This is a genomic window from Methylocystis sp. NC52PC, assembly GCF_055698645.1.
Genome location: NZ_CP170127.1, coordinates 314,179 through 339,524 on the forward strand (window position 1 = coordinate 314,179; position 25,346 = coordinate 339,524).

Below are 25,346 nucleotides of genomic sequence, written 5' to 3' on the forward strand. Positions count from 1 at the left end.
GGAAAGCTCATGCTATTCCGGCGCAATCACGGGAGGGTCGGGATGGCGCGCTTTGTGGCACCTTTCTTTGAAGAGTGGCGGGATCGATTGCGGGCGCGGCGGGACCGCCTCATTGCTGATCCCCATTTCCAGCGCTGGTCGCTCGCCAATCCGTTCACGCGGCCCATCGCCCGCCGGCGCGCCCGCGCGGCGCTCGATCTCACGGCCGGTTTCGTCTATTCGCAGGTGCTGTTCGCCTGCGCGCGGCTGAAGCTTTTCGATGTTCTGGCGGCCGGGCCGCTGACGGTCCCGGCGCTGGCCGGCCGGCTCGGCCTGTCCGACGCGGCGACCCGGCGGCTGCTCGACGCCGCGGCGTCGCTCGATCTCGCCGAGCGGCGTGGCGCCGAGCGCTACGGGCTCGGCCAGCTCGGGGCCGCCTTTGCGGGCAACCGCGCCGCGCTGTCGCTCGTCGAGCACCAGCCCCTGCTCTACGCCGATCTCGCCGACCCGGTGGCGCTGCTCAAGGGCGAAAAGCGCGCGCGGCTCGCCGATTATTGGCCTTATTCCGATCTCGAACAGCCCACGGCGCTTCAGGCCGACGCGGTTGCGCCCTACAGCGCGCTGATGGCGGCCTCGCAGCCGATGGTGGCGCAGGAGGCGCTCGACGCCTATGACATCTCTCGCCACAAACGGCTGATGGACGTCGGCGGCGGCGAGGGCGTGTTTCTCTGCGCGGCGGCGGCGCGCGCGCCGCATTTGCAACTGACCCTCCTCGATCTTCCCGCCGTCGCCGAGCGCGCCCGGACGCGGCTAGACGCCGCCGGCCTCCTGTCGCGGACGGACATCATCGGCGGCGACTTCTTGCGCGATCCGCTGCCGCGGGGCGCCGACGTCGTCACCCTCATTCGCATCGTTCACGATCAGGATGACGCGCAGGCACTCGCGCTCTTGCGCAATATCCGCCAGGCGCTGGAGCCCGGCGCGACGCTTCTCGTCATCGAGGCGATGTCGGGCGTCAAAGGGGCCGAGCCGCTCGACGCCTATTATGGCTTCTATACGCTCGCCATGGGTCGCGGCGGCCGCGCCGCGTTGAGGAAATCGAAGCGCTGTTGCGCCAGGCGGGCTTCGGGGGATTCGAGCTTCTCGGCAATGCGCTGCCGACGCTCACGAGCATTCTCGTGGCGAAGGCGATCTGAACTCCTCGCCGCTGATCGGGACAGGGGGGCGGGCGCGCTTACCTATGCGCGCGCCGCCACTCAATGAGCCCGGCGGTGGATTGATCCAGCCCCGTCGTCGGCCCCGCGGCGTTCTCGACGATCGGCGCCAGCCGGTTCGCAAGCTCCTTGCCGAGCTCCACGCCCCATTGGTCGAAGGGGTTGATGTCCCAGATCACGGACTGCACGAAAACCTTGTGTTCATAGAGCGCGACAAGGCGGCCGAGCGTGCGCGGATCGAGGCGGCGATAGAGAAAGACGCTCGAGGGCCGGTCTCCCGAAAACACCTTGTGCGGCGCGAGCCGCTCGACTTCGTCCTCGGCAAGCCCCTGCCTGCGCAATTGCGCCCTGGCCTCGTCGAGCGTGCGCCCGCGCATGAACGCCTCCGCCTGCGCAAGACAATTGGAAAAGAGCAGCGCATGGTGGTGGGCGTCGGCGGCCGTCGGCTCGGCGGCGACGAGGAAATCGATCGGCGTGACGTCGGTTCCCTGATGCAGCAGCTGGAAGAAGGCGTGCTGCCCGTTGGTGCCGGGCTCGCCGAAAATCACCGGCCCGGTGGCGTGGCCGACAAGCCGCCCGTCGCGCGTGACGGACTTGCCGTTCGACTCCATATCGAGCTGTTGCAGATAGGCGGGGAAGCGCGCCAGACGCTGGTCGTAGGGAATGACCGCATGCGCGCAGCGTTTCATCACATTGCGATGCCAGACGCCGAGCAGCCCCATCAAGACGGGAATATTGCGATCGAGCGGCGCTGCACGGAAATGCTCGTCGATGTCGCAGCCGCCGCGCAGGAACTCGGTGAAGTTCTCCGGTCCGACGGCGATGACGAGCGCAAGCCCGATCGACGACCACAGCGAGTAGCGGCCGCCGACCCAGTCCCAGAAGCCGAAGACGCAAGTGGGGTCGACGCCGAAAGCGGCGACCTTGTCGAGTTTCGTCGACACGGCGGCGAAATGTTTGGCGACCGCCGCTTCGCCCAGCGCCGCGACGAGACGCGCGCGGGCGCTGGCGGCGTTCGCCATTGTCTCCTGCGTCGTGAAAGTCTTGGACGAGACGATGAAAAGCGTGCGCGCGAGATCGAGGTTCGCGAGCGTATCGGCGAGATCGGCGCCGTCGACATTGGAGACGAAATGCGTGCGCAGCCCTTCATCGGCGTAAGGCGAGAGAGCGCGCGCCGCCATCGCGGGGCCAAGATCCGAGCCGCCAATGCCGATGTTGACGACATCGGTGAATGTCTGGCCCGTCGCGCCCTTTGCGTCGCCGCTGCGAATGGCGCGGGCGAAGGCGAAGACCTTCTCGCGTTCGGCGTCGATCGCCGGGCGCATGTCGACGCCGCCGATAATCAGCGGCCGGCCCGAAAGATCGCGCAGCGCCATATGCATCGCCGCGCGCCGTTCCGTGTTGTTGACCTCGTCGCCGCGAAACAACGCGTCGCGTCGCGCTTCGACATCGCGCGCCTTCGCGAGCGCGACGAGCAGATCAATCGTCTCGCGCGCGACCTTGTGCTTGGAAAAATCGAAGAGAAAATCATCGAGCCCGATGCTGAAATTCTCGAAGCGGGCGGCGTCGGCGGCGAAGAGGTCGAGCGTCCGAACCGGTTCAAGCGTGGGCGCATGAGCATCGAGCGCGAGAAAAGCGGCGGCGACGGCGTGGGACATCTGGCGTCTCGAAATGGAAGGAGCCGCCGAATCGGCCGGGCTCGGGGACGAAAGTTTTAGCGGAAAGCGGCGTTTTCCGCAGCGCGCCGAAACCTATCTTATTTTTGACTGTATTATGACAGCCGGATGTGAAATCCGTATCGCTTGGATGACGCTTCGGTGACAGGAACGCCATGATGCACCCGATCCCCTTCCTCGACCTGCGCGATGGCGGCCCCATCGCTCACGCCAGGGCGCGGACCGAGGCCGCCGCGGCGCTTCGCGACGCCTGCCTCGGCAAGGCCGCGCCTTTCGGGCGCATTTGCCTGTCGCCGATCGATCGACTGGCCGCGAACTGGCTGCGCCGTTCGGCGTCGAAATACCGCGCCGAGCTCGAGCATGTTGCCGAAATTCTCGGCTTTCCGGGCGCCGTTACGCTCAACATGGCCTATCTTTTCGCCTGCACGACCCAAGCCTTCGAGGGCGCGGACGGCCTGCCGCGCATCCGCCGCACGCTCGACTGGCCGTTTCAGGGGCTCGGCCAGGCCGTGGAGATGGCGTGGCAATCGGGGCCGGCGGGCGAATTCTACAACGCCACCTGGCCGGGCGCCGTGGGCGTGCTGACCGCCATGGCGCCGGGACGCTTCTGCGCCGTGATCAACCAGGCGCCGATGAAGCGTCGCCTCCGGGGTCCGCTCGGCTTTGCCGTGGACGCCGCGGTCAATCTGCGCGACGCGCTGTCGCTCGAAGGCGGCTGGCCGCCGGACCATCTGCTGCGCTACGCCTTCGAGACCTGCGAGACCTTCGAGGAGGCGGTGCGGCTCATCGCTCGCGAGCCGCTGGGCCGGCCGACGCTCTTCACCCTCGCCGGCGTTCGGCCCGGCGAGATGGCGCTGATCGAGCGCACCGAGCGGGAGGCGCGGATCTACCGCGGACCCGCGATCGTCGCCAATGACTGGCAGGAGCCCCAGCCCGGCTGGCAGGCCCGCATGAGCGAGGCCAATAACATCGCCCGTCGGGCGGCGATGCGCGATGTCCTGCCGGAGGCGGCGCTCTTTTCCTGGGTGAAGGAGCCCGTTTTGAACCGCCTGACACGGCTCGCCGTGGAAATGTCCGCAGCCGGCGACGGCGATTTCGCTGCGCGGGGCTATGAGTGTCCCTTCCTGTGGAAGGGCGAGCCGCGCGCGGTGACGCAGGACTTTCATCTGCGGACGGCCGCGCCGACGGCCTTGGCGGCCTGACTACAGCTTCGGGGCGGCGGCCCGGCGCAGACGGTCGTTGATGGCCTCGCCGAGCCCGCGTTCGGGAATATGCGCGACCGCCACCTTCTCGACGCCTCGGGCGTCGAGCTCACGCAGAGAAGCGAAGAGATTGGCCGCGGCTTCCACGAGATCGCCGTTCGGGGACAAGTCGATCGTCACGGTCCCAGGCGGCGCGCGGCCGCTGAGCCGGCCCCCGAAATCGAGCGCCGCCTCCCCCTCGAGGAGCTCATGGGCTTCGAGTCGAAGCCGGGCGTCGGGCGCATAATGCGAGGCGGTCATGCCGGGGGCCGTCACCTCCGCATGCGCCGGGGCGACGAGCTTCTGGCCCAGAAGCTTCTCGATCTTCTCGCGCGGGATCGCGCCCGGCCGCAGCAGCGTGGGCGCGTCCGCGCAGAAGGAGACGATCGTCGACTCGAGCCCCGCCGCCGTGCGGCCGCCGTCGAGGATCATGTCCACCCGGCCCGCGAGATCTTCCGCGACATGCGCGGCCGTCACCGGGCTGACATGGCCCGAGCGATTGGCCGAGGGGGCCGCGATCGGCCGACCGAACGCGCGGATGAGCGCCATCGCTACGGGATGGTCTGGGATGCGCAGCGCGACGCTTGGCAGCCCCGCACGCGCGAGGTCGCACACCGAGCCGCCTGGCGCCGCGAGCGCCACAAGGGTGAGCGGGCCGGGCCAGAACGCCTGTGCGAGCGTCAACGCCGCTTCCGGGAGCAAAGCCTCGCGCTGCGCCGCGTCGATGTCGGAAACATGAGCGATCAGCGGATTGAAGGAAGGGCGCGACTTGGCGTCATAGATGCGCGCGACCGCCCAGCCGCTCGTGGCGTCGGCCCCGAGGCCATAGACGGTCTCGGTCGGAAAGGCGACCAGCCCGCCGTCGCGCAAAATCTCCGCCGCGCGCACGATCGACGTCGGATCGGCGGGCGCGAGCGTGGTCACGGGGCGCGGCCTCGATAGGGCGGCGCGGGGATGGCCATATGCGCGGCGCGCAGCGCCTTGGACCAGCGCTCGCGCAAATCCCTGAAATACTCGTCGCTCGAATCGATGCGCGTCGAGACTTCGAGTTGGAACGCGTCGCGGCGCAGCAGCGCAATGTCGATCGGCAGACCGACGGACAGGTTGGAGCGGATGGTCGAATCCATCGAAATCAACCCGATCTTCAGCGCGTCGTAGATGTCGGTGTCGAAGTTGACCGCGCGGTCGAGGATCGGCTTGCCGTATTTGTGCTCGCCGATCTGCAGGTAATTGGTGTCCGGCGTGCATTCGATGCAATTGCCGGCGGTGTAGATCATGAAGAGCCTCGGCGCACCGCCCGCGATCTGGCCCCCGAGCAGCAGCGACACGTCGAAGCTGACGCCGGCTGATTGTTCGGCGGAATTGAAAGCCTCCATGCGCGCGCGCCGCACGGCGCGGCCGACGAGTTGCGCGGCCTGGAGCAGGGTCGACGCGGTCATGGCGTTTTCGACCTCGCCAGTGTCGGGATTCTCGAAGCCTTCTGAGAGAAAATTCACCACGCCCTGGGTGACGGAGAGATTGCCGGACGTCGCCAGCAGCAGCACGCGCTCGCCCGGCTTCTCGAAAATATGCAGCTTGCGGAAGGTGGCGATATTGTCGAGGCCGGCGTTGGTGCGGGTGTCTGCGACGAGCACGATGCCGTCGCGCACCAGAATGCCGCAGCAATAGGTCATGGACGCTCCCCAGCCGACCGCGCCGCCCGTGCGCCGCGCCCGCCCCGTTTACAAGTTCCGGGCCAAAAGGCACAAGGGCAAATACCCGCCCCTTCCGACCGGCGAATCATGCGCATCAACGGCCAGGACTTCCACACGATATGGCTCGACGCCGACGGCCGGCGAGTCCACGTCATCGACCAGACCCGCCTGCCCCATCGTTTCGAGACCTCGACGCTCGCCACCATGGACGACGCCGCCAATGCGATCCGAGACATGATCGTGCGCGGCGCGCCATTGATCGGGGTGACCGGGGCTTACGGCCTCGCGCTCGCCGCTGCGGCCGACCCCGCGGACGCGGCGATTGCGGCCGCCTGTGAGACGCTGCTCGCGACCCGCCCGACCGCCGTCAATTTGCGCTGGGCGCTGGACCGGGTCCAAGCGCTGCTGCTTTCAGCGGCGCCGGCCGAGCGGGCGGCGTTGGCCTATGCAGAGGCCGGCCGGATCGCGGACGAAGACGTCGCCTGCTGCGCGGCGATCGGCGACCATGGCGCAGCGCTGATCCGCGCAGCGGCGGAACGGCGGCGGGGCGAGCCGGTGAACATCCTCACCCATTGCAACGCCGGCTGGCTCGCCACCGTGGACTGGGGCACGGCTCTGGCGCCCATTTACAAGGCGGCGCGGGCGGGCGCGCCCCTCCATGTCTGGGTCGACGAGACGCGCCCCCGCAATCAGGGCGCGAGCCTGACCGCTTTCGAACTCCTGAGCGAAGGCGTGCCGCATACGGTGATCGCCGACAACGCCGGCGGCCATTTGATGCAGCACGGCCTCGTCGATCTCGTCATCGTCGGCACGGACCGCACGACGCGCAGCGGCGACGTCTGCAACAAGATCGGCACCTATCTCAAGGCGCTCGCCGCCCATGACAATGGCGTGCCCTTTTATGTCGCTTTGCCGAGCTCGACCATCGACTGGCGCATCGCCGACGGCGTGGCGGAGATCCCGATCGAGGAGCGCGGCCCGCGTGAAGTGACGCATATCAGCGGCCGCACGGCCGAAGGCGCGGTGGCGGAGGTGCAAGTGACGCCCGAAGGCTCGCCGGCGCGCAACTGGGCGTTCGACGTGACGCCCGCCCGCTATGTGACGGGGCTCATTACGGAGCGCGGCGTCTGCGCGGCGACCGAAAGCGGCCTTTCGGCCCTCTTTCCCGATCTCGCCGGCTAACGGTCGCGCGGGCCGTAGCTCTTGAAGCGTTCGACGGTCCGAAGGATTTCGTCGTCGGGGAGGATGACGGGCTCGCCCGCCACGGCGCCGAGGTAGTAGACCTGCGCCAGCGCCTCCAATTCCACCGCCCGCCACAAGGCCTTGCGCATCGTGTCGCCGACGACGATCGCGCCGTGATTGGCGAGCAGGACGCCGTCTCGGTCTCGCAACCCCTCGACCACGAGCCGAGACAGCTCCGCCGTCCCATAGGAGGCGTAGCCGACGCAGGGCACGCTCGGGCCGCCGAAAGCGGCGATCATGTAATGCACGGCGGGGATTTCGCGCCGCAGCGTCGCGAGCGTCGTGGCGTAGGTCGAATGCATATGCGCGACGGCCCGAACGTCCGGCCGCGCTCGATAGACGTCGAGATGAAAGCGCCACTCGCTCGACGGCGGCAGCGGCCCCTCATAGGCCCCGGTCGCATCTGAAAGCGGCATGCGGGCGATCATCTCCGGGCGCAGGTCCCGGGCGGAAACGCCGCTCGGCGTGACCAGCGCGGCCTCGCCCAGGCGCAGAGACAGATTTCCCGCCGAGCCGTGATTGAGCCCCAGCCGCTCGAGCTCCAAAGCTCCGGCCACGATCTCCGCCCGCGCCTCGCCTTCGTTCATCGTCCCCATCCCTCGCGCGGCGATATTGCCCCTCCGACGGTTTGCTGTATAGGGACGTAACGCCCGCTCAATGGCGCAGGGGCCGGTAGCTCAATTGGTTAGAGCCGTCCGCTCATAACGGACTGGTTGGGGGTTCAAGTCCCTCCCGGCCTACCAATGCAAGTATTTGATACGATTTTGTAAAAACCACTTGACGGTGGGCCGGTTGCGTAGGTATGTAACCTATAACCCACGTTTCGCCCCATGAAACAAGTGAGCATGCCTGTCCCTACGAAAATCCTGCCAATCCTGTCTGAAAGTGACCGCCTTAGATTCTGGTCACATGTTGATATTCGCGGCGCCGACTGCTGCTGGAACTGGACAGGGGCATCGGCGGGCGGTTACGGGCGCTTCAAGGTTGCTGGTATCCTTGTTCTTAGCCACAGAGTAGCATACGAAATCAGCAAAGGCCGCATCATCCCAAACCGGGCGTTCGGCATTATCCGGCACAGGTGCGACAATCCTGCCTGCTGCAATCCAGCGCATTTGGAAATTGGCACCAATATTGACAACGGTCGCGACATGTCATTACGCGGGAGGGCGAACCCGGTTCGTGGGAAGAAAAAAATCTTTTCCGAAGAGACGGTAAAGGCTGTTTGCGAACACCCTGCCGCCACGCTGGAAGCAGCAAAGATATTCGGGATTTCTGAGCGGCAAATAAAGACGATCAGGCGCGAAAACGGCTGCGCGCGCCCAAGAATTCCTCTCGTCTCTTAGCTCGCCCGATAGCCTCCGCCTCTTCCTGGAGGTGGTCGGGCGAGAGATGGGCGTAATGCTTTTCGATCATTGCCTCGCTGGTCCCAAGGAAAGCCGCGACCTTAGGAAATGGCCTCCCCCGCTGGACGAGCCATGACGCCGCTGTGTGGCGGAGGGTGTAGGCGGTGACCTCCGTATCGAGCCCGGCCAGGCGCACAGCGCGCTTGATGGCTGTCTTGACGGAAAGGATCGGCTGGCCGTTGAAGGCTACCACGGCGCCGCGGTGCCCATCTTGGCGCGCCCACCGGCGCATCAGGCGGAGCAGCTCGGGTGCGATCGGGACGGGGGGCTGGCGCTTATTCGTCGCGCGCGCGCCCTCGGCCATGCGGTAGATCATCCCATGCTCGAGGTCGACCCAGCCGCGCCCGATCTCTTGGTGCCAGGACAGGCCGAGGATCGCGCCCGGGCGTGAACCTGTATAGACCCCGATCAGGATAAAGCGCGCTAAGTGCCGAAGGGGTCGACGGTCTGTCTTGACTGCGCCCTGCGCCTCTCTGGTTGTCAGGCATGCCCATGCAAGCCGGGCCGCTTCGGATCGGGTCAACCAACGCTTGCGCGATTCCCCGCGCGGCGGGAGCGCCACGCGCACCTCTTCGCGGTGTAACCCTTCCCGGTGATGGTGATTTATCGCGGCTGAGAGGTCTTGCAGATCCCGCCGCGCGCCACCGCCGTTCCCCTTGATCGTGTGGCCCTTGCCCTCCCGAAAGCCGACATATGCCCGGCACAACTCTCCGGTTACTTCATCCAACGTTCTGCCGCCGAAGAATTCCAAAAGTCGTATCGCACTGTCGGCGCCCTTCTTCGGGTTTGCTTGTCCAGCGACGACGTCGCGGAGATAAATATTGATTACGTCCGAGACGTCGATTTGAGAAAGTGCACGCTCGCGTCGCGGTGGCTGGTGTTTTTCGGAGATGTAGTCGGCAAGCCGCTTTTCAGCTTCTGCGCCGTCGCCAGCGCCGCAGCCTGTCGCAATTTCCTTTCCTCCGTCGAGGATGACCCATGCGGCGGCCTTGGTGATTTTTCCATCCCCATCCCTTCTCGGGGCGCGCAGGTAGAGGCGCGCGCCCTTTCTCGGTCTCGGCATAATGCCCTCCAAGCCTCAACGGCGGCCGGCGTAGTTACGATGCGCCTACCGAGGCGCTCAATTTCAAGTTCCCCGCGCGCCGCCGCAGCCCTGAGCGTGGATGCCTTCACAAGGCCGTGCAACAGGTTTTCAGCCGCTTGGTCTAGGGATAGCGGGGATAACGGGTCCATTTTCTCCATCGGAACGCCCTAACCCTCCACCTCGACGACCGGTATCCCCGCGGCGCGCGCCCGGCGCGCCATGTCCTGAGTCCCCCGCCCGCCTGCGAATGCGATTACGATGTCCGGCCGCCCGACCTCGAGCATCTGGCGGTTTCTGATCGGGCCCGCCGCCCTGCCGTGCATGTCCCAATCTGCCGGGAAGCTCAGCACGGGGATCGCGCGCGTTTGCGCCCAGACTTCAGCCTCGTGATCCGCCCCGCGTGCGCCGCCGTGAATGACGGCCGTGAACTGATGCCACGAGTGATGTGCATCCATGACCTTTGTGAAGGTCTCTCGGTCCCGGTAATCGCGCCCGCCGCAGACGAGGACTCGCATCAGCCTTCTCTCTTCGCCAAAAACCGCCCTAGCGCCACGAGCCCAGCATCACTGACGACGTGCTCTTCGTATTCCGTCCCGTTCGGGAATTTGCCCCTGATCCCGTTCGGGGCGAGCCATCCTCGCTTCAATAGAGCAAGCGACGTTGGCGAGTTGTAGCCGCCAATCGGGATGCGGTCGTTGTGTCCCCACAATTTCGCGAGGAGGCGCGCTTGCGGTTCTGTCGGCGCTGCTCGGCGCATGGGCTATCTCTCGGCCCCGCACAACTCAACGATGCGGTCGATAATCTTGGTGAGCGGAACTTGGATGGTAGGGAGAGCGCACAGAAGGATGTCAGGAACTACCAAATTGACCTTCCCGTTCGTCATTTCGACGCTGGCCGCCCCAAGGCACGCAGAAACGAACAGCATTCCGTCTTGTCTTGCACGCTTGACGAGGGCAACCATCTCGTCACTTATCGGCGTTCCGTCCTCGTGGAAGATGTTGCCGTTTTTGTCCTGCTTGAAGCCCTTGCAGATCGGCTCAAAGTCTACGCTCATGTGATGCTCCTATTTCGCGATTTTGTCGGTGCGGTCGTCATGGGCCATCTACGCCCCCTCTGTGAGCTTGGCGTCAATGCGGGCGAGCAGAACGTAATCTTCGTCTTCTGCTTCTTCCTTCGGCGTTTCAGGACCTCCCCACTCCATGGCAATCTGAACCATCATTCCGCGCATTGCGCCGCGCGCCTCTTTCAGCAACTCCCGCAGTTCGCGCGCCTCGGCTTCTGCCTTGTCAGCGCGTAATGCGTCAGGTCGGCTTCGCCATTCAGCAACCTCTTTTGCCAGAGCTTCTATCCTCTCCATCGCTGCTGCACCTGCGATGTCGCGTTCCTTGCGAAGCCGTATGCACTCGTTGTCAAGTTCCCAGGCAGTCCTCTTGTAATCGTCGCGCTCTGCCGTAAGTTTGGAAATACGCTCGTCTGTCATGACTTTTCCTCCTCCGCGAGTTTCGCCATTCGCTCCAATGCATCGACAACGCGCCCGTATGAGACGCCACAACGATCAGCGGTGATGGTAATTAGGAACTCCGTTGACTTGTCGTCTCCAAACTCCTCCCATGCGGACATGAAGGCGTCGTCGATTTTCACGTCAATAGCGAGTTCGTCAGTCATCGCCTTCTCTCCATTTGCATTCAGGGCACCAGAGCTTAACTTCTTCGCAATGCCAGCACGGCGCGCGGATAAAGCAGGTGCAATCCTTGACTGGCTCCCATTCCAGTCGACCACAACACCCGTCACGCCTGCATAGAGAGTTTTCCTCTGTTCCTACGTCAGTCACGTTTCTCTCCTTTCGCAGCGTCGGCGGGTTGGTCGATGGCGTCGAGGGCTGCGGCTATTGGCGGCCAATACACAACTGCCATGCCAGTGTCCTTGCGTAAGGAATGACGGGACTGCACTAGCGCCTCCTTCAGCGTGTCCCGCTGGCGGATGGCGGCGTCAAAATCAGATTTCAGTTGATTGAACCAATCGAGGTTGTTCTGAGCGAGTAACTTGGCGTCATCCCTCTCCCGCGTGAGCCTCTCAATCTCCGCGTCCTTTGCGGTTATCAGGTCAGCGGCTTGGTCCATTGTTGAAGCTGCCGCTGGGCATTCATATCCAGCCGCAACCATTGGTGACCAAGCGCGCAACCCTTCAATTATCCATTTTGTATCGGTGCGCTTATCCATGCGTTTCCCCCTCCTGTGCGATCAGTGCTGTCATTGCGCGTCCTCCAATTTTATCCGCTTGCCAAGACATTGAGCCCAATTCCTCAGTGCGTTAAGCGTTGGGTCTCTAACGCCTGTTTCCCATGAGCTAATCGTTCGCTCCGAATACCCAAGCGCGGAGCCTAAATCCAACTGGCTCATGTTCATTTCAATCCGCCGCTCTTTCAATGCCGCATATACTGGATCGACGCGAGGCTTTGTCTTGGTCCTAAACGCGCGCTTCATTGCTGGATAATTCGGATGCTGCGTTTGACCGCAACAATGGTGTTGCTGCCGATGTGGTCGATGTAAAAAAGGAACTCAGCATCAGGGTCGAACTTCTCGCGAGCCATATGTTGCTCAATGTAAAACGTAATCGCGTCACGCAGTTCTGCGCCGGTTAGCTCATAGACCGAATGCAAACTTGGGTTTTCGTCTATGAAGTCTTGAACGGCCTGCGGGTTGGTCAGCTCTATGGAGAATTTCACGTTTCCCCTCCTGTGCGATCAGCGCGACTCTTGGTCTTCGAATTGCGAGTTCGCATTCCCTAGTTCGTCGCAAATTTCCCGCACCGTCATTTCTTCGGGTAGTTCGAGCATGACGGCAAGGACAATGGAGCGAATGCGACCGAACGAATGTAACTTGACCGGCCTCCCCATTATCTGGCAACGGTCGCTCTGACCCGCGCTCCTGGCGCTCTCGATTGCGTCTCTAATCTCCGGCGACATTGCTTTTCTCCTTCGCGATCACCCCTGCGACCACAGCCGCGACGATGGATAGGCATTCGGTGGCGCATGTTTCCGTCACGCAAAGTCTTCCGAATTCATCTCTACTCCCGTCTTCGGCGTATAAACTGACGCTCTTTTCAAGCGAGTCCCAAGTGATCGTCATCCCCCACCCCGGCAGCATCCGCGCGCGGAAAACAGCGGCGGCGTCGAGGGAGTGAGTCGGCCCGTGCGGATAGCCAGGGGAACCCCGACCAAGTGTTTTCTCTGGCAGTAGCGCCAACAATTGCTCATCCAACTCCCGGCTCGGCCCAGGAGCGGCGCGGAGGGCGGTGAGCAGTTCTTCCTTGGTCATTTCGGCGGCTCCGGTTTCAGGGCGCGGATGGCGGCGGCGATATCTTTCCCGTTCAAGCGCCTAAATGTCGCAGCCTCCTTCGCCGCTTCCTCCAGCACCATATTGACGACGGCGCGGGCCTTCCGGACGTATGGCTCTTTGTCGAAATCTTCGAACGAGCGCCACTCTGCTTCAAGGTCTCGCGTGCCCATGATGTCTAATGCGGAGGCTTTCCAGATCGCCAGCGCCGCCTTCTCGACCAATTCCTCATTCGTCATTTCGGAAACCCCTTGTGCTCGACGCCATCCAGGAGATCGCCGGCGCGCTTTTTGCCAACGCGGATCATTTGTGCGCGATCGAGTAAATTAATCTGGCGCGCTCGCTCGCCGGCTGGAATATCGAATGACGTGCCGTCATGCAGGCATACCGCGCGGCGCGGCTTCGAGACGTCCCCGAAGGCGGGCGCCCATTCCCCGAATTGCTTGAAGAAAAACGCCGTGCCCGCCGCCTTACATTGGTCACGCAGAGACCGTGCCCATGATGGGTGCATAGGTCGCGCGCCGGGGCCGCTCTCGCCGCCGCAGATAACCCAATCGAGAGCACTCACGCCGCAGGTCTTTTCTGTCCAGTGTCGACCGAACGAGAGCGTGATTTCCTCGACGCCGAGTGGGTCAGAAAGATTGACCGGCCCCAGCATGGGCTCGATCGAGACGAAGCGCACGGCCGCCGGCGTCGCGAGCAGCTCGGGAATGCGCTCGTCGGCCTCTTGCTGGCGCTCGGCCGTCACGCCGAGCCAAACGTTCGGTAGCGGCCAATCGCGCAAAGTTATATCGTCAGGCAAATCAATGTCGCCAATCGACTTAACCGGCCAAGCGTCGTCAACCTTCACTTTCTTGGCGATCAGCATGTCGACGACGGCGCGCGCCACGCGGCCGGGCGTCGCTTCATTGGCGACAAAGGATCGCATGCGTGCCGGCCGCTTAGTCAAAATCTGAAAGACATGCTGCGGACACAGCGCCATGATCGCGAAGACGCGGTCGATCCATTCGTTTGGCACGGCCTCGTAGAACAGGTCGCTGGCTGAGTTGACGAAAATCTTGGCCGGCTTCTTCCATTTGAGCGGAAGCGTGAGGCGATCGTCCATAAGGCTGATTTTGCCTGTCCAGCGCGGGCCATTGGCGGTTCTTTCGGCGTAGCCATCAAACGGCTGTCCGGGGCCGCTGAAGCGCGCGGCTATCGACTCTGCATAGCAATGACGGCAACCTTCAGAAAGGCGCGTGCAGCCCCGTAGCGGGTTCCAGTCGCTTCTGTCCGTCCATTCGATCTTCCCCATCACGCCGCCTCCCTTTCAAACACCACGCCGCAAAAATAGCCTTCCCTATTCAGCACCTCCATCATCCGGCGCGCCTGCTTCTGCGCGCTGGCGTCGAGATTCTTCTCCCCGAACGCGTCGTCGAAATTCTCGATAATCGCCGAGATAGCCCGGGCGAGATCGGACCCTTCTTCGAGCTCGAGGTAGCCGCTGCCCAGCACGGCTTGCAGGACGTAGTAGATCGTCATGCCGATCTTCAGCACCGACACGCCGTCCTTGCGGTTCGGGTCCGTCGCCGTGTCGTGAAGGCGCATAACCCGCCGCATCAGCGAGGCGCGGCGCTTCTGGTCCTCACGCCGCAGGATCGTCGCCGCTGCGGCGTCTAGTGCGCGGATGCAGGCGTCGTAACCGGCGTCGCGCTGGCCGGCGCTTTCGAGGATGCTCTTCATCACAAGGGGAAAGAAGAGCGACTCTACGCACTGGCGGTCAGTCATAGTGCGCCCTGTCATAGTCCCGCCTCCGGCCTGTATGGAGGATGCTGGTTGCAGCGGCGCCAGAACATGGCCTCGTCGCCGCGCATAAGGCTCAAATGTGCAATCACGTCGTCGGTCGGGCACATAGCGCCGGCCCAGGACCCCTCGTAATAGCCGATCGGGTGCATACAGAGCGCGGCCAGGATGCGGGAGCCATCGTCGCGATCGCGGATGGCGACGGTCGGCCGTAGGCGGCGAAAAAGATACACAAGCCCGCTGCGCCGGCTTCTCTCAAGGAAGCTGCCGGTAAGCATGTATTGCTTGAACTGGCGATGGCGCAGCAATCCAGCGAGAGTCTGCACGGCGTTCGCTTCCTGCTCGATGCCCCAAGCGTCAGAGGCGCCGAGCGTTTGCAGGGCGTGGTTGAGGGAATGCACGCCACCGCACGTCCCCCAGTCGATGCGGCCGTCTTCTTTGAAGATAACCACCTCCCGCCCCTTCTTCTGCGACCAGAAGCGGTTAATGATCTTTATGTCGCGAGAATTCTCGGCGGGATCTTCATTCTGGCCGATCTTGCTGAGCGCTTCGGCATTTGGGTATTTTGGCTCGATGACGAGCGGTTGTCCGTCGAGCGGCATTGGGATGCCGGCCCAGTGTTCTTTCATCTCGCTAATGACGCGCAACGCGTTTCGCGTGCCAGCGAAATTGTCGCATGCCTCAATTGCGCTTAGGCGCTCATCCGCCCGCTGATCTGGCGACGGCGACGGCATTGACCGACGTGGCCGAGACGCGCTTACGCCCTCTCCGCAGCTTTGGCTGCGGCTCATCTGCTTGCGGCTCTTCCGCTCCAACGCCCTCCGCTGTTGCCGGTTCATCTGCTGCGTCATTTTGCTCGTCCTGAGATGCTGAAATGGGGTCGAAGTCCGCGATGATGTATTCGTATTTGGTTTCATCGAAGTCATAGGCGCGGGCGTAGATCGGGCGGCCATCCGCATCCGCCTTGCCGCTGTCGACTAAAAGGGCATATCCCCTGCGGAGCATGTCCTTCACGATGCGCGCAGCTCGGATGCAGTCTTGTGGATTGTTTTTGTCGAATGAGAGCTTGGTGTCACCAGCCCCGACGTTTAGGATTCCTACCGTCGCCATTGTCTCCCCCTCACGCCGCCTGCACCTTCCGCGCCCGCCACGCCTCCACCGCGTCCTTAGTCGAGTTGACGCAGAGCTTGTCCCGTATGAACTCCATCCGGCCGCTCGCGCTCGTGGCGGTGATCCCGATTGCGGCGGCGGCCTTCGGGATCGTCCCGTGTTCGAGCAGCGCGTCGAGCAGCGCCGCCTCGCGTGGCGTAAGCGCCGATGGGTCGAAGAAGGCGCGGAAGGTGCGGTCGGTCATTGCAATCCTCTTGCTGAAATGCGCGCCGAGACGCCCCGGCGCGCGCTGGCTCACTTCTTCTTGGATTTCCCGCCGGCGGCCTTGGCGGCTGCATCCCAACCGGCAAGCCATTCGTCGCACTCGTCCGGTCCGAGATCGCCCGGTGCCCGATCGCGCGGAACGCCCTGCCCATGGGCTTCGTGGCCAAACCTGAAATACATCGACTGCCCTGCGAACAGATCGTCCGCTGCGGCGGGCTGGGCCTCACCTCTTGCCTCTCCCCCCGCCGCAGCATCACCGGCCGTCTCGGCCGATTCCGTGTGCGCCGCGCCTTCGTCCTGCGCGCCAGCGTCGCCGTGCTCTTTTTCGATGACCTCGCCCGTCTCTGGGTCGGCGGCGACGCCCGCCAGCGCGTCAAGGCGGCCGGCGAGGGTTTTGGGGGGCGTGATGTCCCGCGCAGCGCCGGGGTCGCGCGCCGTGTCTGGCAACTCATCGACGTCATAGACGCCGAGCAGAACGTCGGGGAAATGCCGGCGGCAGAGCGCGCGCCCGCTGTAATAAAATTGCTGCTGATCTGGGTCCGACTTCCAGAGCGGCGAGTTCTTCGGCGTGATCTTGTCGAACTCCGGCGAGATGTATTCGACCACCTCGCCATCGCTCAGCGTCGCCGAGACGCGGCATTTCCGTTTGCCGCCCTCGCCGAGATACTCGACCTTGAAACGCCCCTTGATGGGCGCGCGCTTCAGGATCACCGCCTGAATGAGCTGCGACTCGTAGGCGATTTGGTCATTGACGAGATAGCTCTTGTTCGCGACGGCGAAGGGAGACATGCCCCATTCGATTGCTTGCACCGTGATGGCGAGGCAGGCCCCGACGTTGCCGCGCAGATGCTTGCGGACGCCGATCTGCGAGACGGCCATCATCTTGCTAAACTCCATCGCCTCGCCGGCGTTGGTGAAGGCAATGCCACCTGCGCTACGGGATATTTCCATCGCACCGGCAATCGAGGCGTCGAGCCGCCCGGCGATGCGGCGTTCCATCTCGCCAGTTTCAACCATGCTCATTTGCTTTTCCTTTCATATGCGGCGCGGCGTTGCGCCTCCCATTCCTCTGGGGTTTTCATCGGATATGCCTTGTTATCCGGCTCAAGCAGCCCGAGCACTTGCTCGATGCATTCGCCGATTGTCAGTTGACCAGAGGTCGCGCCGGTTGCCGGGTCGACAACCTCGAGCCCATCGTCTCCGCTGCGGATCAAGAATTCAGTCTTCCGCATCTCCAATTCCTTCAGTATGAAATCGTGACGTTCGGCACCTTCTGCGCGGCGATCAGCGTCACAGCCGCCTTCGCCGCAGATTCGGATAACCCGCCCGCGACCAGCGCCGCGACAGCCGCATTGTTGACCCGCGCCCGGTGCGCTTTGTTCGCCTCCCGGCGGCGCGCCTCCTCGGCCTCGCGCGCCTGCCTTTGCTTCTCGGCATATTCCGCGTCGCGCTTGGCCCGCTCAGCCGCCTCCTGCTCGCGGCGCGCGGCTTCCTTGCGGTCGCGCTCGGCTCGCTCCTCGGCCTCGCGCGCACGGCGCTCAGCGGCTTCCTTCTCAGCCTGTAGCGCCTCTTCGCGGCGCTTGGCGTCCGCCTCGGCCTTCTGGCGCGCTTCCTCGGCAATGCGGGCCTCGCGCTCCTGGCGCGCTTTCTCCTCGGCATGCTTGGCTTCCTCGGCCTTGCGGGCGGCCTCGGCTTCGCGCAGGCGGGCCAACTCGGCAGCCTCTGCCTCGCGCTTCTGGTGCTCAGCGAATGCGCATTTCAGCTTTTCGAGGGAGGCCGCTTTGGCTTGGCGCGCTTCCTCCTGGAACTCTCCGAGCTTTTCTGAAATCTCGACCCTCTCTTCGAGCTCTCGAAAGAGGACAGCAAACGGCTGCGGCTGGCCGCCGATAAATCCATTTCCGCAGTCGACGATATGCTGGACGATGGATTTGCAGTAGCTCACGCGCTGCTGCTCCGCCTCTTCCCATTCCACCACCGGGCGCCGGACTTCTTCGACCATCGCCTCCAGCGAGTCTCGAATTAGTTTCCGGCTCGCATCCACCTTTTTGGGGATGTCCTTGACGTCGGCGGCAACAGCCTTGCCGACGCTCTCGATGTAGGTTTTGGTGCGCACTATATCCATGGCGAACTTCTTAATCGCCTCTCGCCCCTTCTTCGTGCTGGCGTCGCCCACAAATGCGTCGACTTCTCGCCGGGCCGCGTCGAGGATGATGCGCTCGGCGCCGGGCGTCGTGAAAAATTTCAGCGCCTTGTCTTCTGGGATCGTTGCGGCCAGCGCGCCGCCATCTGGCGGGATAATCACAAGGGCGTCGTCGGAGATGGTTTCCATTACCTCGATCCTTTCGCTTTCACTTTGACCGTCCTGAATTGGCTTGGCTCAACGGTGAAGCCTTTCCGATACACGGTCTTGGCCTCGATCACGGTTCCGTCCGCCAGCCGGCCTCGCGCCGCGTTTTGCAGAAGCTGGATGATCTCCGCGTCAAGCGCCTTGCGCTTTTTCTCCGCGGCCGATCCGGCTGACTCGATCTCTTTCAGGCTCGCGCGCTCTGCCAGGATTTCAACGATGCGCTCATTGCCGGAGAGGTCCGCCTCGGATCCGTCGTCGTCGGCGTAAAGCGACGCAATCGTGCGCGCGTCTCGCCCATAGTCCGGATCAGGCGCGTCTTTCTCCGCGACCCGGCGCCAGAAATCCGCCGCCGCCTCATACATGCGGGCGACAAGCTTGCGATTGATAGGAACCTCGATGATGTGGACATCGAGCCCCGCGCCGTAGCCGCTCAAGACCATCACCGCCACAGCCGCCCACTCGGCGCCGGTCAAATGCGCCTCGAGAATGGTCTGCGCGCAGATCCACAGCGGCGGCAGGACTTCCTTGTCCTCGCCGACCCACTTGTCACGGAAGATCATATCGACCGTGGTTTTGATCTGGATGACGCCGCGGCCTTTCTCCGGGCAGACTGCGAGAGCGTCCGGCGTCGCCCCGACCCGCGCTGCCGGGTCGCGGTAATAGAGCCCCGGCGTCCAGACCTTCCACTCCGGGCGCTTTCGGCCGACGTGCTTCAGAACGATCGGCTCGAGGTCGTTTCCTCGCTCGAGCACGGCGCTTTGCTCGATCTCTTCCTCGACGAGCCCAGACTTGCGGGCCCAGTATTGATAGGGCGTCAGGTAATCGTGAATTCCCAATAGGCACGCAATCGCCGAGGCCGTGACGTCGCTCTCGCGCATCTTGAGCCAGTTCTCGCGGTTTGACGCATCGAACGTTTCAACCCCGTCCGGCACCGGCCATGGTCGCGTGAGCCGGTCGACCACGGCCGCCGCCGCGCCGCCGAGGCTTGTCGTTTTGAAAGTTTCAACCGCCATCGCTTAGTCCTTTGCCATCGCCTTGTTGGCGATCCTCTTGAACGCTGAGAAGATATTCGTGCCCGGCGGCGCTCCACCGCTCTCAAGAAAGACGCGCACCAACTCGACGTCCTCCAGAAGCGCCTTACTTTGCTTTGCTGCTGAAGGCTCATCGCCCTTGCGCGTGATGTATTTGTCGGCGGTCTTCTTCGCCCATTCCTTCGACGCGCGATCTGGCCGCAGAAGGCTCATCGGCCTATCCCTCAAAATCCGCGTCGTCGAAGCTTTCCTCGCGGTCGCGATAGGTCAGGCGCGCGGCCGCGTCATAGGGCTTGTTGAGCCGCATGACAGTCGCCTCGTCGGTCAGGGCGAAAGAGAAGATCGAGGACCCGCCGTAATAGAGCGTCTCCCAGCCATGCGACCCCGGATCGCCGTTCTTTGGCACGTCAATCCGCAGCATCTTCGCGCCGAAACGCTCTTCTTCGCGCGTGCGACCGGCGTGCTTGCGATGGCCGAAGATTTCGACGATCGCCCATTCCCAACCATCCAGCTCAACTGGCGCGCTGGCCTGCGCTGCGTCCGTGCTTTGCATGTTCGCGTTCTCCGACTGCTGATTGCTGCTCATTGGCCCGTCCTGTTGCGAAATTGGAAAAATTGAGCGCGCTCGAGCCTGTTTTGCATCGGCATGCGGCGGAACTGATGCCAGCGCCACTGGTGCTCTTCCTGATAGCGCACAGGCCATACCCATCCGGAATGCTCGGATAGAGGCCTGAATTGCTGATCGCGCTTGCGCCGCTGAGAGCTATTCATCGGCTGGACGTCCGTTATCACGGTTGTAGACGGTGAGGGCTTGAACGGCGGTCGCATGCGACACGGAATGCGGCGCCGTCGCGTCTCGAATGTTTTCCAGGCCTTTGACAAGAGCCCCGACGCCACGTTGCTCATAGAAGCGATCAAGCTCGTCGAGAGCCTTGCGCAAGACCTTGCGAAGATCCGCCTTGCCCCAGAAGGTCACGGCTGCGCTGTCATCGTCGCCGGGGCGGTGAATAAAAGGCCCGGAAATGTTCTGGCCGACAGCGCCCTCACTAATTCCTGGCAACATTGCATGATCGCATCGAATGGTGGTCGGCAATTCTAGATAAAACCTGCATCCTGTGAATGTGTGGCCGTCGATCTCTTTCGAGATAATCTCGATGCGATCCGTCATTTCCTCGGCGTAGATATTCACTCGCATGATTTTCCCTTCCTGATCTGCTGCTTATGGCTACTCATTGGCCGCTTCCTCCCAACGTTCATCCGGCCCCTCGACTGGATCATCGGCGTCCGTTGCAGGGCGCGAGCGCATCCTGCCATCGGTCCCGTTGTCGCCGGCGCAGATCGGGCAAGGCCCCTTGATGTTTGGAGACTTGCGGACCGTGTCAAACTCGCAGACCTCGCACCAATAGTAGGTGTATTCGGACGGCTCTTGCCGTTGACCTTCACTCATTGGCCCGCCCTTCAGTTTCCGGCTTTGTCGATCATGTCGAGAATGACGCCGTCCATGGCCGTGCCCGTGGCGTCTTGTTCGGCGCACGTCCGATGCGTCCTGTAGAAGTAGGAGCGATCGTCGCCGTAGCGGCTAAGGCAATGTGTGCGCACATCTGCCTCGTTGATAGGGTCACCGCAAAACAGGCACGGCGCGTCCCTCGGGGGATCGTAAGACGGCGTTTGCTGGTCCGCGCTATCGAACCATCCGTAGATCGGCTGCTGACTGTTAGTAAGCTGCTCAGACATCTACCTGCCCCCTTGCCTCATCCGCCAACCCCCGCGCGATCTCGCCCAACTCGATCGACGCCTTCGCCGCGAGCTGCGGCAGGACCGCGCGCAAGGATTCCAGTTCCGCCGCGTATTTCGCGAGCAGGGCGTCGCGCTCCATCTCGCCGCGTTGGCGCTCCTGAGCGATGACGATATGAACCGCCCGTGACCCAAGCTTGTGGATGGCGTCGCGCTCCGAATACGAGACGTCCGACATGCTCAGCTTTATCTGCTCAGCCTGACGCGCATATCGCTTAGGCAGATCGCGCGCGGCTGCCGCCAGGCCGAGGTTTTTCGTGATGCTGTCGATCAGCGCGGCGGCTTTCAGAAGGTCGGCGACGGACATTAGGCTGGCTCCTTCTTTGCCGCCTCAACTGCCTTCGCGATGTCCGCGCATTGGCGCCCGATGTCATGCAGGAGCTGCTGGACGTAATGCTCGCCCTCTTCTGCGATGGCGCGGGCCAGCAGCGGCCCCGGAATGGTGAGCAGTTTCACGGCGCGCTCGATGCGCTGGATGGGCGTGCCGGCGATCTCGTGCGCCAGACGGCGCTTGGCGGACTCAAGGTCGTCATAGACCAGCGTGAACCGCCTGAGCGCCTCACAGATCGCCGGGAACACGCCCGGCAGGAGATGGTCCGCGACTTCCATTTCGTGGTCGATGCGCGCGAGGCGCTGGGCGTTGGTCTCTTCTGGTGGGACTGGCATGGGGCCTCTCAGGGAAGGAGAAAGATGATCGCCAAGCCGGCGAGGAGGATAAGCACCAGCGTCATGGCAAGGCCGATGAGCGCAGGGGCATATTCGCGGTCTAGTGCGCAGTCATATGCCGCGCGGGCTACGATGTAGGCGATGACGAAGCAGGCGAGCGCGGCGCCGATGTAGAGGAATTTCATCGACGCTCCCTGAGAAGCCAGAGGGCGAGCGCCTGGCCTTCGATCAGAAGCACCCCGGCGAAAAACAGCGCAGCGCAGAAGGCTTTATTCGCCCTCGTATTTGCCGCGCGGGCATCGATCAGCGCCTCGCCGAGCCTGGTCGTCAGCCAAAACCTGTCGTCGTCACGCTCCTCGATTAGATCGAGAAACTCCCTCTTCTGGCTGCACATGAGTGCGAGGATTTCAGTCTCCATCTCCATGCGGCGCGTCCAGGCATGGAAATGCGGACGCAGGCTGAGAAGCATCTTGTCAAAGAATGCCATTCGTTCTTCCTTTCAGTTCGAAGCTGGTGGCTGGGCTGGGTTTTCCTCGCGCTCATAAAGCGCCCGAGTCTCCGCCCCGTAATCCGGCGGCTCATCGACGGCGCCGTGGTGCCCGCTTTTCCAAAGGCCGCAATGCGTCCCGGCGCGGGTGTATCGCGACGAATGCGGGCCATCCTTGGCGAGGCACAGCGCGACGACGGCGCCGTTGTCGACCATGGCGACCATCTCAGACCAGAAACGGCAGCCCTTGCAGTTCTTGGTCTCGCCGTAGGTGCGGTGTTCCATGCCCGTCCCCCTCAAAGCTGCGCGACGGTCTCAGCAATCGCGACGATCTGATTGCGCGCCTCTGTCTTCGGGCGGCTCATCTCGACAACCTCGCCGCGCGCCGCCCGCGCGATGTCAACGATCAGCGGCAAGGCGTCGCCGATGTCGCGCCCCAGATAGCCCTTGTGGTTGAGGGCCAGCGCGACGGCTACGGGGTCGCTCAGGTCGATGAATTCGGGGATGGATTGCGCCATGGCGCGGAGGGTGGATTCGCGGTCAGACATCGGGGCTTTCCTCATCCTCGTTTGCATCGTCGTGAAACCCCGAATACGGGCAGCTCTCTGGACCGGGGCACGTGCCGGGGTAGCCGTCGAGCCTGCACCAGCATCCGCGCGTCCGGCGCCGTGGCGGCTCGTATTCCTCTCCGCTCATCTCGCGGAATTCTTCTCGCGATCGCATGTGCTGGGTCCTCTCGATTTGTTACAGCGGCGGGCGCTGATGGTCCGCCTAAGCGCCCGCCGCCTTCGACCCCGGCTTGAGTGAGAGCGAGTCGCCGGGGCCAATCCTCAGAAAATCTTGAACCACATCGCCAAGAGGATCAGCGCGAACCAAACGGCCGCGCCCTTCAGAAGCATGTCGATCTGCTTCGCGTGCGGGTCGCCAGTTCTGCGCGCGCGCCACGCGGCCACGCCGATGATGGCGAAGGAGATGGCGAACTGCGCGATGATTACGGCCTTCATCTGCCGCGCCTCTTAGCCCGCACCGGCGCCGGCTGCGGGCGATACAAACACGCTCGGCCGATGAGCCACGCGGCGGCGAGAGCAAGGCACGGAGAGGCGACTAAGAACGATGCGATTTGGCCGTCAGACATAACTAATCTCCAATTCACGCAGCCATTGCGGCCGACGAAACGAAAATGAAATCGCGGGTGTGCTTTCGGCGACGGTCGGCGTGACGGAACGCGGCGGCGTGGCCCTGCCTGATCTTCGCGGCACACCAAGCAGTGCGGAGACAGCGCGCGAAATCCCAACCCATGTTGAGGCGCTGGCCCTGCTTGAAGCGCTTATGGGCGTCGCGCATCACCTCGCGGCGGTCGATCTTCGGAATCCGGATCACCCTCTCGCCCTCCGAAAAGCCGCCTCTCGCAGCGTCCGCAACGCCAACGCCCGCGTGAACTCCAGCGGCCGGAACGCCAGCTTGTGAGAGCACTCGACCGCAACGCCCTCGGCGCGCAGGTGCAGCGGCGCGCTGTCGACCACGAGGCGCTTCTCGCCGAGCAGCCGCACGACCTGCGCCCAGAAGGCGCCATCGTCCTCAAGCCCGTCAGCGCCGGCGGCGACAGCTTCGTCCAGCGCGCGCTGCGCAGCGGCGTCCAGCGCGGCTTGCGACACAACGTCGATCGCGCGCCGCACGCGCGGGCGGGGTAGGAGTTGGATCAGGTGAGGAGCGCTCATTCGTCGCCCTCCGCCTCAACGAAGTTGCCTTCTGCGTCGAGGGAATACCAAGTATCCGGCTTCGTTCCGGCCTCCCCGATCTTGACGGCGCGGATTGCGAGAATTTCGCCGTCATCGTTGCGGCAAACGAGGCAGATAGCCCCGCCATCTCCGGCTTTCGCTTTCGATCTGCGCCCGAGAGCCGCAGCCACCGAATGCTTGCCGCTCGTCGCCGCGTTGGCCCAATTGCCGCTCGTCGCCGCGTTGGCCCAATTGCCGCTCGTCGCCGCGTTGGCCCAATTGCCGCTCGTCGCCGCGTTGGCCCAATTGCCGCTCGTCGCCGCGTTGGCCCAATTGCCGCTCGTCGCCGCGTTGGCCCCTTCGCCGCTCGTCGCCGCGTTGGCCCAATTGCCGCTCGTCGCCGCGTTGGCCCTGTAGCCGCTCGTCGCCGCGTTGGCCCCTTCGCCGCTCGTCGCCGCGTTGGCCCCTTCGCCGCTCGTCGCCGCGTTGGCCCCTTCGCCGCTCGTCGCCGCGTTGGCCCCTTCGCCGCTCGTCGCCGCGTTGGCCCAATTGCCGCTCGTCGCCGCGTTGGCCCTGTAGCCGCTCGTCGCCGCGTTGGCCCCTTCGCCGCTCGTCGCCGCGTTGGCCCCTTCGCCGCTCGTCGCCGCGTTGGCCCCTTCGCCGCTCGTCGCCGCGTTGGCCCCTTCGCCGCTCGTCGCCGCGTTGGCCCCTTCGCCGCTCGTCGCCGCGTTGGCCCTGTAGCCGCTCGTCGCCGTCGATTTCTCATCGACCGTCGCGCGGTCGAAGATCCACCTCACCGTGCGCGCAACCAAATCGCCGATCGACAGTTCAATGCCGATCGTGATTTTCGCGCTCGCGATCTTGGTGTCTTCGTCGTGGCGCGCAATGGAGCCGCTCTGTTCGGTCTCGCAATAACGCGACTGCCCCGGCGGGTAATAATTGAAGATGTCGAGCGGGTTCTCGCAGGCGTGCCAGCCACGCGCGCAAATCTCGATGGGCCCGTCCAGCGTGTAGGTCTTGCCGATCTCAAATTGATGGTCGCGGCAGGTGAGGTCTTTGCTAAACCCCTTCACCGTCTTCAAAACCTCTGGGGCGCTCTCAACTGGCGCAGCTGCAGCCGCCGCCTCCGCGCCTTCCTTCTCAATCTCTTTCGCCGTCTCGGCCATGCGGACCTCCAATCGCCGGGGTTGGGGTGGCGATTGGGGGTAAGGAAAGCATATCTTTCCGCACTACGCAATAAGAAATGAAAGTGAAACTTTCAATTTTGTTGCCACCCCTC

42 protein-coding genes and 1 tRNA gene are annotated in these 25,346 nt (G+C 63.7%); 5 read left to right on the forward strand and 38 right to left on the reverse strand.

Annotated features, from left to right (window positions below; all coding sequences use genetic code 11):
- Nucleotides 1–42 precede the first annotated feature (42 nt).
- Nucleotides 43–1,242: a methyltransferase gene (locus tag ACETII_RS03180; protein WP_472787078.1), complete on the forward strand. Its 1,200-nt coding sequence runs from the start codon at nt 43–45 to the stop codon at nt 1,240–1,242.
- Here ACETII_RS03180 and pgi read toward each other — a convergent pair.
- The gene (gene pgi, locus ACETII_RS03185) at nt 1,214–2,851 is read right to left on the reverse strand and encodes a glucose-6-phosphate isomerase (RefSeq protein ID WP_472787079.1); all 1,638 of its coding nucleotides are present in this window, start codon (nt 2,849–2,851) and stop codon (nt 1,214–1,216) included. The two genes, ACETII_RS03180 and pgi, sit on opposite strands and share 29 nt — an antisense overlap.
- 173 nt (nt 2,852–3,024) lie before the next feature.
- Between pgi and ACETII_RS03190 the strand changes: the two genes are divergently transcribed.
- Complete coding sequence (locus ACETII_RS03190) at nt 3,025–4,071, forward strand: C45 family peptidase (RefSeq protein ID WP_472787080.1); 1,047 nt, start codon at nt 3,025–3,027, stop codon at nt 4,069–4,071.
- Here ACETII_RS03190 and ACETII_RS03195 read toward each other — a convergent pair whose 3' ends face one another.
- A complete protein-coding gene (locus ACETII_RS03195; RefSeq protein ID WP_472787081.1) occupies nt 4,072–5,034 on the reverse strand; it encodes an L-threonylcarbamoyladenylate synthase in 963 nt (320 codons plus the stop codon). It lies immediately after the preceding gene.
- Complete coding sequence (locus tag ACETII_RS03200; RefSeq protein ID WP_363349564.1) at nt 5,031–5,783, reverse strand: proteasome-type protease; 753 nt, start codon at nt 5,781–5,783, stop codon at nt 5,031–5,033. The genes ACETII_RS03195 and ACETII_RS03200 overlap by 4 nt, the downstream gene beginning before the upstream one ends.
- A gap of 108 nt (nt 5,784–5,891) precedes the next feature.
- Between ACETII_RS03200 and mtnA the strand changes: the two genes are divergently transcribed.
- Nucleotides 5,892–6,986, forward strand: a complete 1,095-nt coding sequence (gene mtnA / locus ACETII_RS03205; protein ID WP_472787082.1) for an S-methyl-5-thioribose-1-phosphate isomerase — start codon at nt 5,892–5,894, stop codon at nt 6,984–6,986.
- Here mtnA and ACETII_RS03210 read toward each other — a convergent pair.
- Entirely contained in the window at nt 6,983–7,633 is a 651-nt protein-coding gene (locus ACETII_RS03210) for a class II aldolase/adducin family protein (RefSeq protein ID WP_472787083.1), read from the reverse strand. The two genes, mtnA and ACETII_RS03210, sit on opposite strands and share 4 nt — an antisense overlap.
- A 79-nt stretch (nt 7,634–7,712) precedes the next feature.
- On the opposite strand from ACETII_RS03210, the gene ACETII_RS03215 reads away from it, so the two are divergent.
- A tRNA-Ile gene (locus ACETII_RS03215) sits at nt 7,713–7,789 on the forward strand.
- Nucleotides 7,790–7,891: 102 nt separating this feature from the next.
- Nucleotides 7,892–8,389: an HNH endonuclease signature motif containing protein gene (locus tag ACETII_RS03220; RefSeq protein ID WP_472788213.1), complete on the forward strand. Its 498-nt coding sequence runs from the start codon at nt 7,892–7,894 to the stop codon at nt 8,387–8,389.
- On the opposite strand, the gene ACETII_RS03225 is transcribed toward ACETII_RS03220, so the two are convergent.
- From ACETII_RS03225 to ACETII_RS03390, 34 genes are all read right to left on the reverse strand, one after another.
- A complete protein-coding gene (locus ACETII_RS03225) occupies nt 8,340–9,512 on the reverse strand; it encodes a tyrosine-type recombinase/integrase (RefSeq protein ID WP_472787084.1) in 1,173 nt (390 codons plus the stop codon). The two genes, ACETII_RS03220 and ACETII_RS03225, sit on opposite strands and share 50 nt — an antisense overlap.
- 188 nt (nt 9,513–9,700) lie before the next feature.
- Entirely contained in the window at nt 9,701–10,048 is a 348-nt protein-coding gene (locus tag ACETII_RS03230; RefSeq protein WP_472787085.1) for a DUF2493 domain-containing protein, read from the reverse strand.
- Nucleotides 10,049–10,293: 245 nt separating this feature from the next.
- A complete protein-coding gene (locus ACETII_RS03235; RefSeq protein WP_472787086.1) occupies nt 10,294–10,587 on the reverse strand; it encodes a hypothetical protein in 294 nt (97 codons plus the stop codon).
- 48 nt (nt 10,588–10,635) lie between these two features.
- A complete protein-coding gene (locus ACETII_RS03240; protein ID WP_472787087.1) occupies nt 10,636–11,013 on the reverse strand; it encodes a hypothetical protein in 378 nt (125 codons plus the stop codon).
- The gene (locus tag ACETII_RS03245) at nt 11,010–11,198 is read right to left on the reverse strand and encodes a hypothetical protein (RefSeq protein WP_472787088.1); all 189 of its coding nucleotides are present in this window, start codon (nt 11,196–11,198) and stop codon (nt 11,010–11,012) included. The genes ACETII_RS03240 and ACETII_RS03245 overlap by 4 nt, the downstream gene beginning before the upstream one ends.
- A 158-nt stretch (nt 11,199–11,356) precedes the next feature.
- Nucleotides 11,357–11,752 (reverse strand): hypothetical protein, encoded by a 396-nt coding sequence (locus ACETII_RS03250; RefSeq protein ID WP_472787089.1) that lies wholly within the window; start codon nt 11,750–11,752, stop codon nt 11,357–11,359.
- A gap of 30 nt (nt 11,753–11,782) precedes the next feature.
- A complete protein-coding gene (locus ACETII_RS03255) occupies nt 11,783–12,016 on the reverse strand; it encodes a helix-turn-helix transcriptional regulator (protein ID WP_472787090.1) in 234 nt (77 codons plus the stop codon).
- The gene (locus tag ACETII_RS03260; protein ID WP_472787091.1) at nt 12,013–12,258 is read right to left on the reverse strand and encodes a hypothetical protein; all 246 of its coding nucleotides are present in this window, start codon (nt 12,256–12,258) and stop codon (nt 12,013–12,015) included. The genes ACETII_RS03255 and ACETII_RS03260 overlap by 4 nt, the downstream gene beginning before the upstream one ends.
- Before the next feature lie 223 nt (nt 12,259–12,481).
- Nucleotides 12,482–12,850 carry a hypothetical protein gene (locus tag ACETII_RS03265; protein ID WP_472787092.1) on the reverse strand — a complete coding sequence of 123 codons (369 nt, stop codon included), beginning with the start codon at nt 12,848–12,850 and terminating at the stop codon, nt 12,482–12,484.
- On the reverse strand, nt 12,847–13,092 hold the full coding sequence (locus tag ACETII_RS03270; RefSeq protein WP_472787093.1) for a hypothetical protein: 246 nt from the start codon (nt 13,090–13,092) through the stop codon (nt 12,847–12,849). Before ACETII_RS03270 ends, ACETII_RS03265 begins: the two co-directional genes overlap by 4 nt.
- Nucleotides 13,093–13,103: 11 nt before the next feature.
- The gene (locus ACETII_RS03275; protein ID WP_472787094.1) at nt 13,104–14,162 is read right to left on the reverse strand and encodes a phage Gp37/Gp68 family protein; all 1,059 of its coding nucleotides are present in this window, start codon (nt 14,160–14,162) and stop codon (nt 13,104–13,106) included.
- The gene (locus ACETII_RS03280) at nt 14,162–14,635 is read right to left on the reverse strand and encodes a hypothetical protein (protein ID WP_472787095.1); all 474 of its coding nucleotides are present in this window, start codon (nt 14,633–14,635) and stop codon (nt 14,162–14,164) included. The genes ACETII_RS03275 and ACETII_RS03280 overlap by 1 nt, the downstream gene beginning before the upstream one ends.
- Before the next feature lie 11 nt (nt 14,636–14,646).
- Complete coding sequence (locus ACETII_RS03285) at nt 14,647–15,297, reverse strand: hypothetical protein (RefSeq protein ID WP_472787096.1); 651 nt, start codon at nt 15,295–15,297, stop codon at nt 14,647–14,649.
- A 52-nt stretch (nt 15,298–15,349) separates the two neighbouring features.
- Nucleotides 15,350–15,760 (reverse strand): hypothetical protein, encoded by a 411-nt coding sequence (locus ACETII_RS03290; protein WP_472787097.1) that lies wholly within the window; start codon nt 15,758–15,760, stop codon nt 15,350–15,352.
- Between the two features lie 10 nt (nt 15,761–15,770).
- Nucleotides 15,771–16,004 carry a hypothetical protein gene (locus ACETII_RS03295; RefSeq protein WP_472787098.1) on the reverse strand — a complete coding sequence of 78 codons (234 nt, stop codon included), beginning with the start codon at nt 16,002–16,004 and terminating at the stop codon, nt 15,771–15,773.
- 50 nt (nt 16,005–16,054) lie between these two features.
- A complete protein-coding gene (locus ACETII_RS03300; protein WP_472787099.1) occupies nt 16,055–17,047 on the reverse strand; it encodes a recombinase family protein in 993 nt (330 codons plus the stop codon).
- The gene (locus ACETII_RS03305; RefSeq protein WP_472787100.1) at nt 17,044–17,256 is read right to left on the reverse strand and encodes a hypothetical protein; all 213 of its coding nucleotides are present in this window, start codon (nt 17,254–17,256) and stop codon (nt 17,044–17,046) included. Before ACETII_RS03305 ends, ACETII_RS03300 begins: the two co-directional genes overlap by 4 nt.
- Before the next feature lie 11 nt (nt 17,257–17,267).
- Nucleotides 17,268–18,353: a hypothetical protein gene (locus ACETII_RS03310; RefSeq protein ID WP_472787101.1), complete on the reverse strand. Its 1,086-nt coding sequence runs from the start codon at nt 18,351–18,353 to the stop codon at nt 17,268–17,270.
- Nucleotides 18,353–19,384, reverse strand: coding sequence for a YqaJ viral recombinase family nuclease (locus ACETII_RS03315; protein WP_472787102.1), 1,032 nt, complete (start codon nt 19,382–19,384; stop codon nt 18,353–18,355). Before ACETII_RS03315 ends, ACETII_RS03310 begins: the two co-directional genes overlap by 1 nt.
- 3 nt (nt 19,385–19,387) lie before the next feature.
- Nucleotides 19,388–19,615, reverse strand: coding sequence for a hypothetical protein (locus ACETII_RS03320; RefSeq protein WP_472787103.1), 228 nt, complete (start codon nt 19,613–19,615; stop codon nt 19,388–19,390).
- 4 nt (nt 19,616–19,619) lie between these two features.
- Nucleotides 19,620–19,988, reverse strand: coding sequence for a hypothetical protein (locus ACETII_RS03325; RefSeq protein ID WP_472787104.1), 369 nt, complete (start codon nt 19,986–19,988; stop codon nt 19,620–19,622).
- Between the two features lie 177 nt (nt 19,989–20,165).
- Entirely contained in the window at nt 20,166–20,591 is a 426-nt protein-coding gene (locus tag ACETII_RS03330; RefSeq protein WP_472787105.1) for a hypothetical protein, read from the reverse strand.
- 36 nt (nt 20,592–20,627) lie between these two features.
- Nucleotides 20,628–20,849: a hypothetical protein gene (locus ACETII_RS03335; protein ID WP_472787106.1), complete on the reverse strand. Its 222-nt coding sequence runs from the start codon at nt 20,847–20,849 to the stop codon at nt 20,628–20,630.
- Nucleotides 20,850–20,860: 11 nt separating this feature from the next.
- Nucleotides 20,861–21,001 carry a hypothetical protein gene (locus ACETII_RS03340; protein WP_472787107.1) on the reverse strand — a complete coding sequence of 47 codons (141 nt, stop codon included), beginning with the start codon at nt 20,999–21,001 and terminating at the stop codon, nt 20,861–20,863.
- Nucleotides 21,002–21,128: 127 nt separating this feature from the next.
- A complete protein-coding gene (locus tag ACETII_RS03345; RefSeq protein ID WP_472787108.1) occupies nt 21,129–21,503 on the reverse strand; it encodes a hypothetical protein in 375 nt (124 codons plus the stop codon).
- Nucleotides 21,503–21,862: a hypothetical protein gene (locus tag ACETII_RS03350; protein ID WP_472787109.1), complete on the reverse strand. Its 360-nt coding sequence runs from the start codon at nt 21,860–21,862 to the stop codon at nt 21,503–21,505. Before ACETII_RS03350 ends, ACETII_RS03345 begins: the two co-directional genes overlap by 1 nt.
- Before the next feature lie 8 nt (nt 21,863–21,870).
- Nucleotides 21,871–22,047 (reverse strand): hypothetical protein, encoded by a 177-nt coding sequence (locus ACETII_RS03355; protein ID WP_472787110.1) that lies wholly within the window; start codon nt 22,045–22,047, stop codon nt 21,871–21,873.
- Nucleotides 22,044–22,349: a hypothetical protein gene (locus ACETII_RS03360; RefSeq protein ID WP_472787111.1), complete on the reverse strand. Its 306-nt coding sequence runs from the start codon at nt 22,347–22,349 to the stop codon at nt 22,044–22,046. Before ACETII_RS03360 ends, ACETII_RS03355 begins: the two co-directional genes overlap by 4 nt.
- Before the next feature lie 12 nt (nt 22,350–22,361).
- The gene (locus ACETII_RS03365; RefSeq protein ID WP_472787112.1) at nt 22,362–22,634 is read right to left on the reverse strand and encodes a hypothetical protein; all 273 of its coding nucleotides are present in this window, start codon (nt 22,632–22,634) and stop codon (nt 22,362–22,364) included.
- Between the two features lie 11 nt (nt 22,635–22,645).
- The gene (locus ACETII_RS03370) at nt 22,646–22,897 is read right to left on the reverse strand and encodes a hypothetical protein (RefSeq protein WP_472787113.1); all 252 of its coding nucleotides are present in this window, start codon (nt 22,895–22,897) and stop codon (nt 22,646–22,648) included.
- Nucleotides 22,898–23,179: 282 nt separating this feature from the next.
- Nucleotides 23,180–23,353, reverse strand: coding sequence for a hypothetical protein (locus ACETII_RS03375; RefSeq protein ID WP_472787114.1), 174 nt, complete (start codon nt 23,351–23,353; stop codon nt 23,180–23,182).
- A gap of 145 nt (nt 23,354–23,498) precedes the next feature.
- Complete coding sequence (locus ACETII_RS03380; protein ID WP_472787115.1) at nt 23,499–23,729, reverse strand: hypothetical protein; 231 nt, start codon at nt 23,727–23,729, stop codon at nt 23,499–23,501.
- Nucleotides 23,726–24,067 (reverse strand): hypothetical protein, encoded by a 342-nt coding sequence (locus tag ACETII_RS03385; RefSeq protein ID WP_472787116.1) that lies wholly within the window; start codon nt 24,065–24,067, stop codon nt 23,726–23,728. The genes ACETII_RS03380 and ACETII_RS03385 overlap by 4 nt, the downstream gene beginning before the upstream one ends.
- Nucleotides 24,064–25,233 (reverse strand): DUF7666 domain-containing protein, encoded by a 1,170-nt coding sequence (locus tag ACETII_RS03390; RefSeq protein ID WP_472787117.1) that lies wholly within the window; start codon nt 25,231–25,233, stop codon nt 24,064–24,066. The genes ACETII_RS03385 and ACETII_RS03390 overlap by 4 nt, the downstream gene beginning before the upstream one ends.
- Between the last annotated feature and the right edge of the window lie 113 nt (nt 25,234–25,346).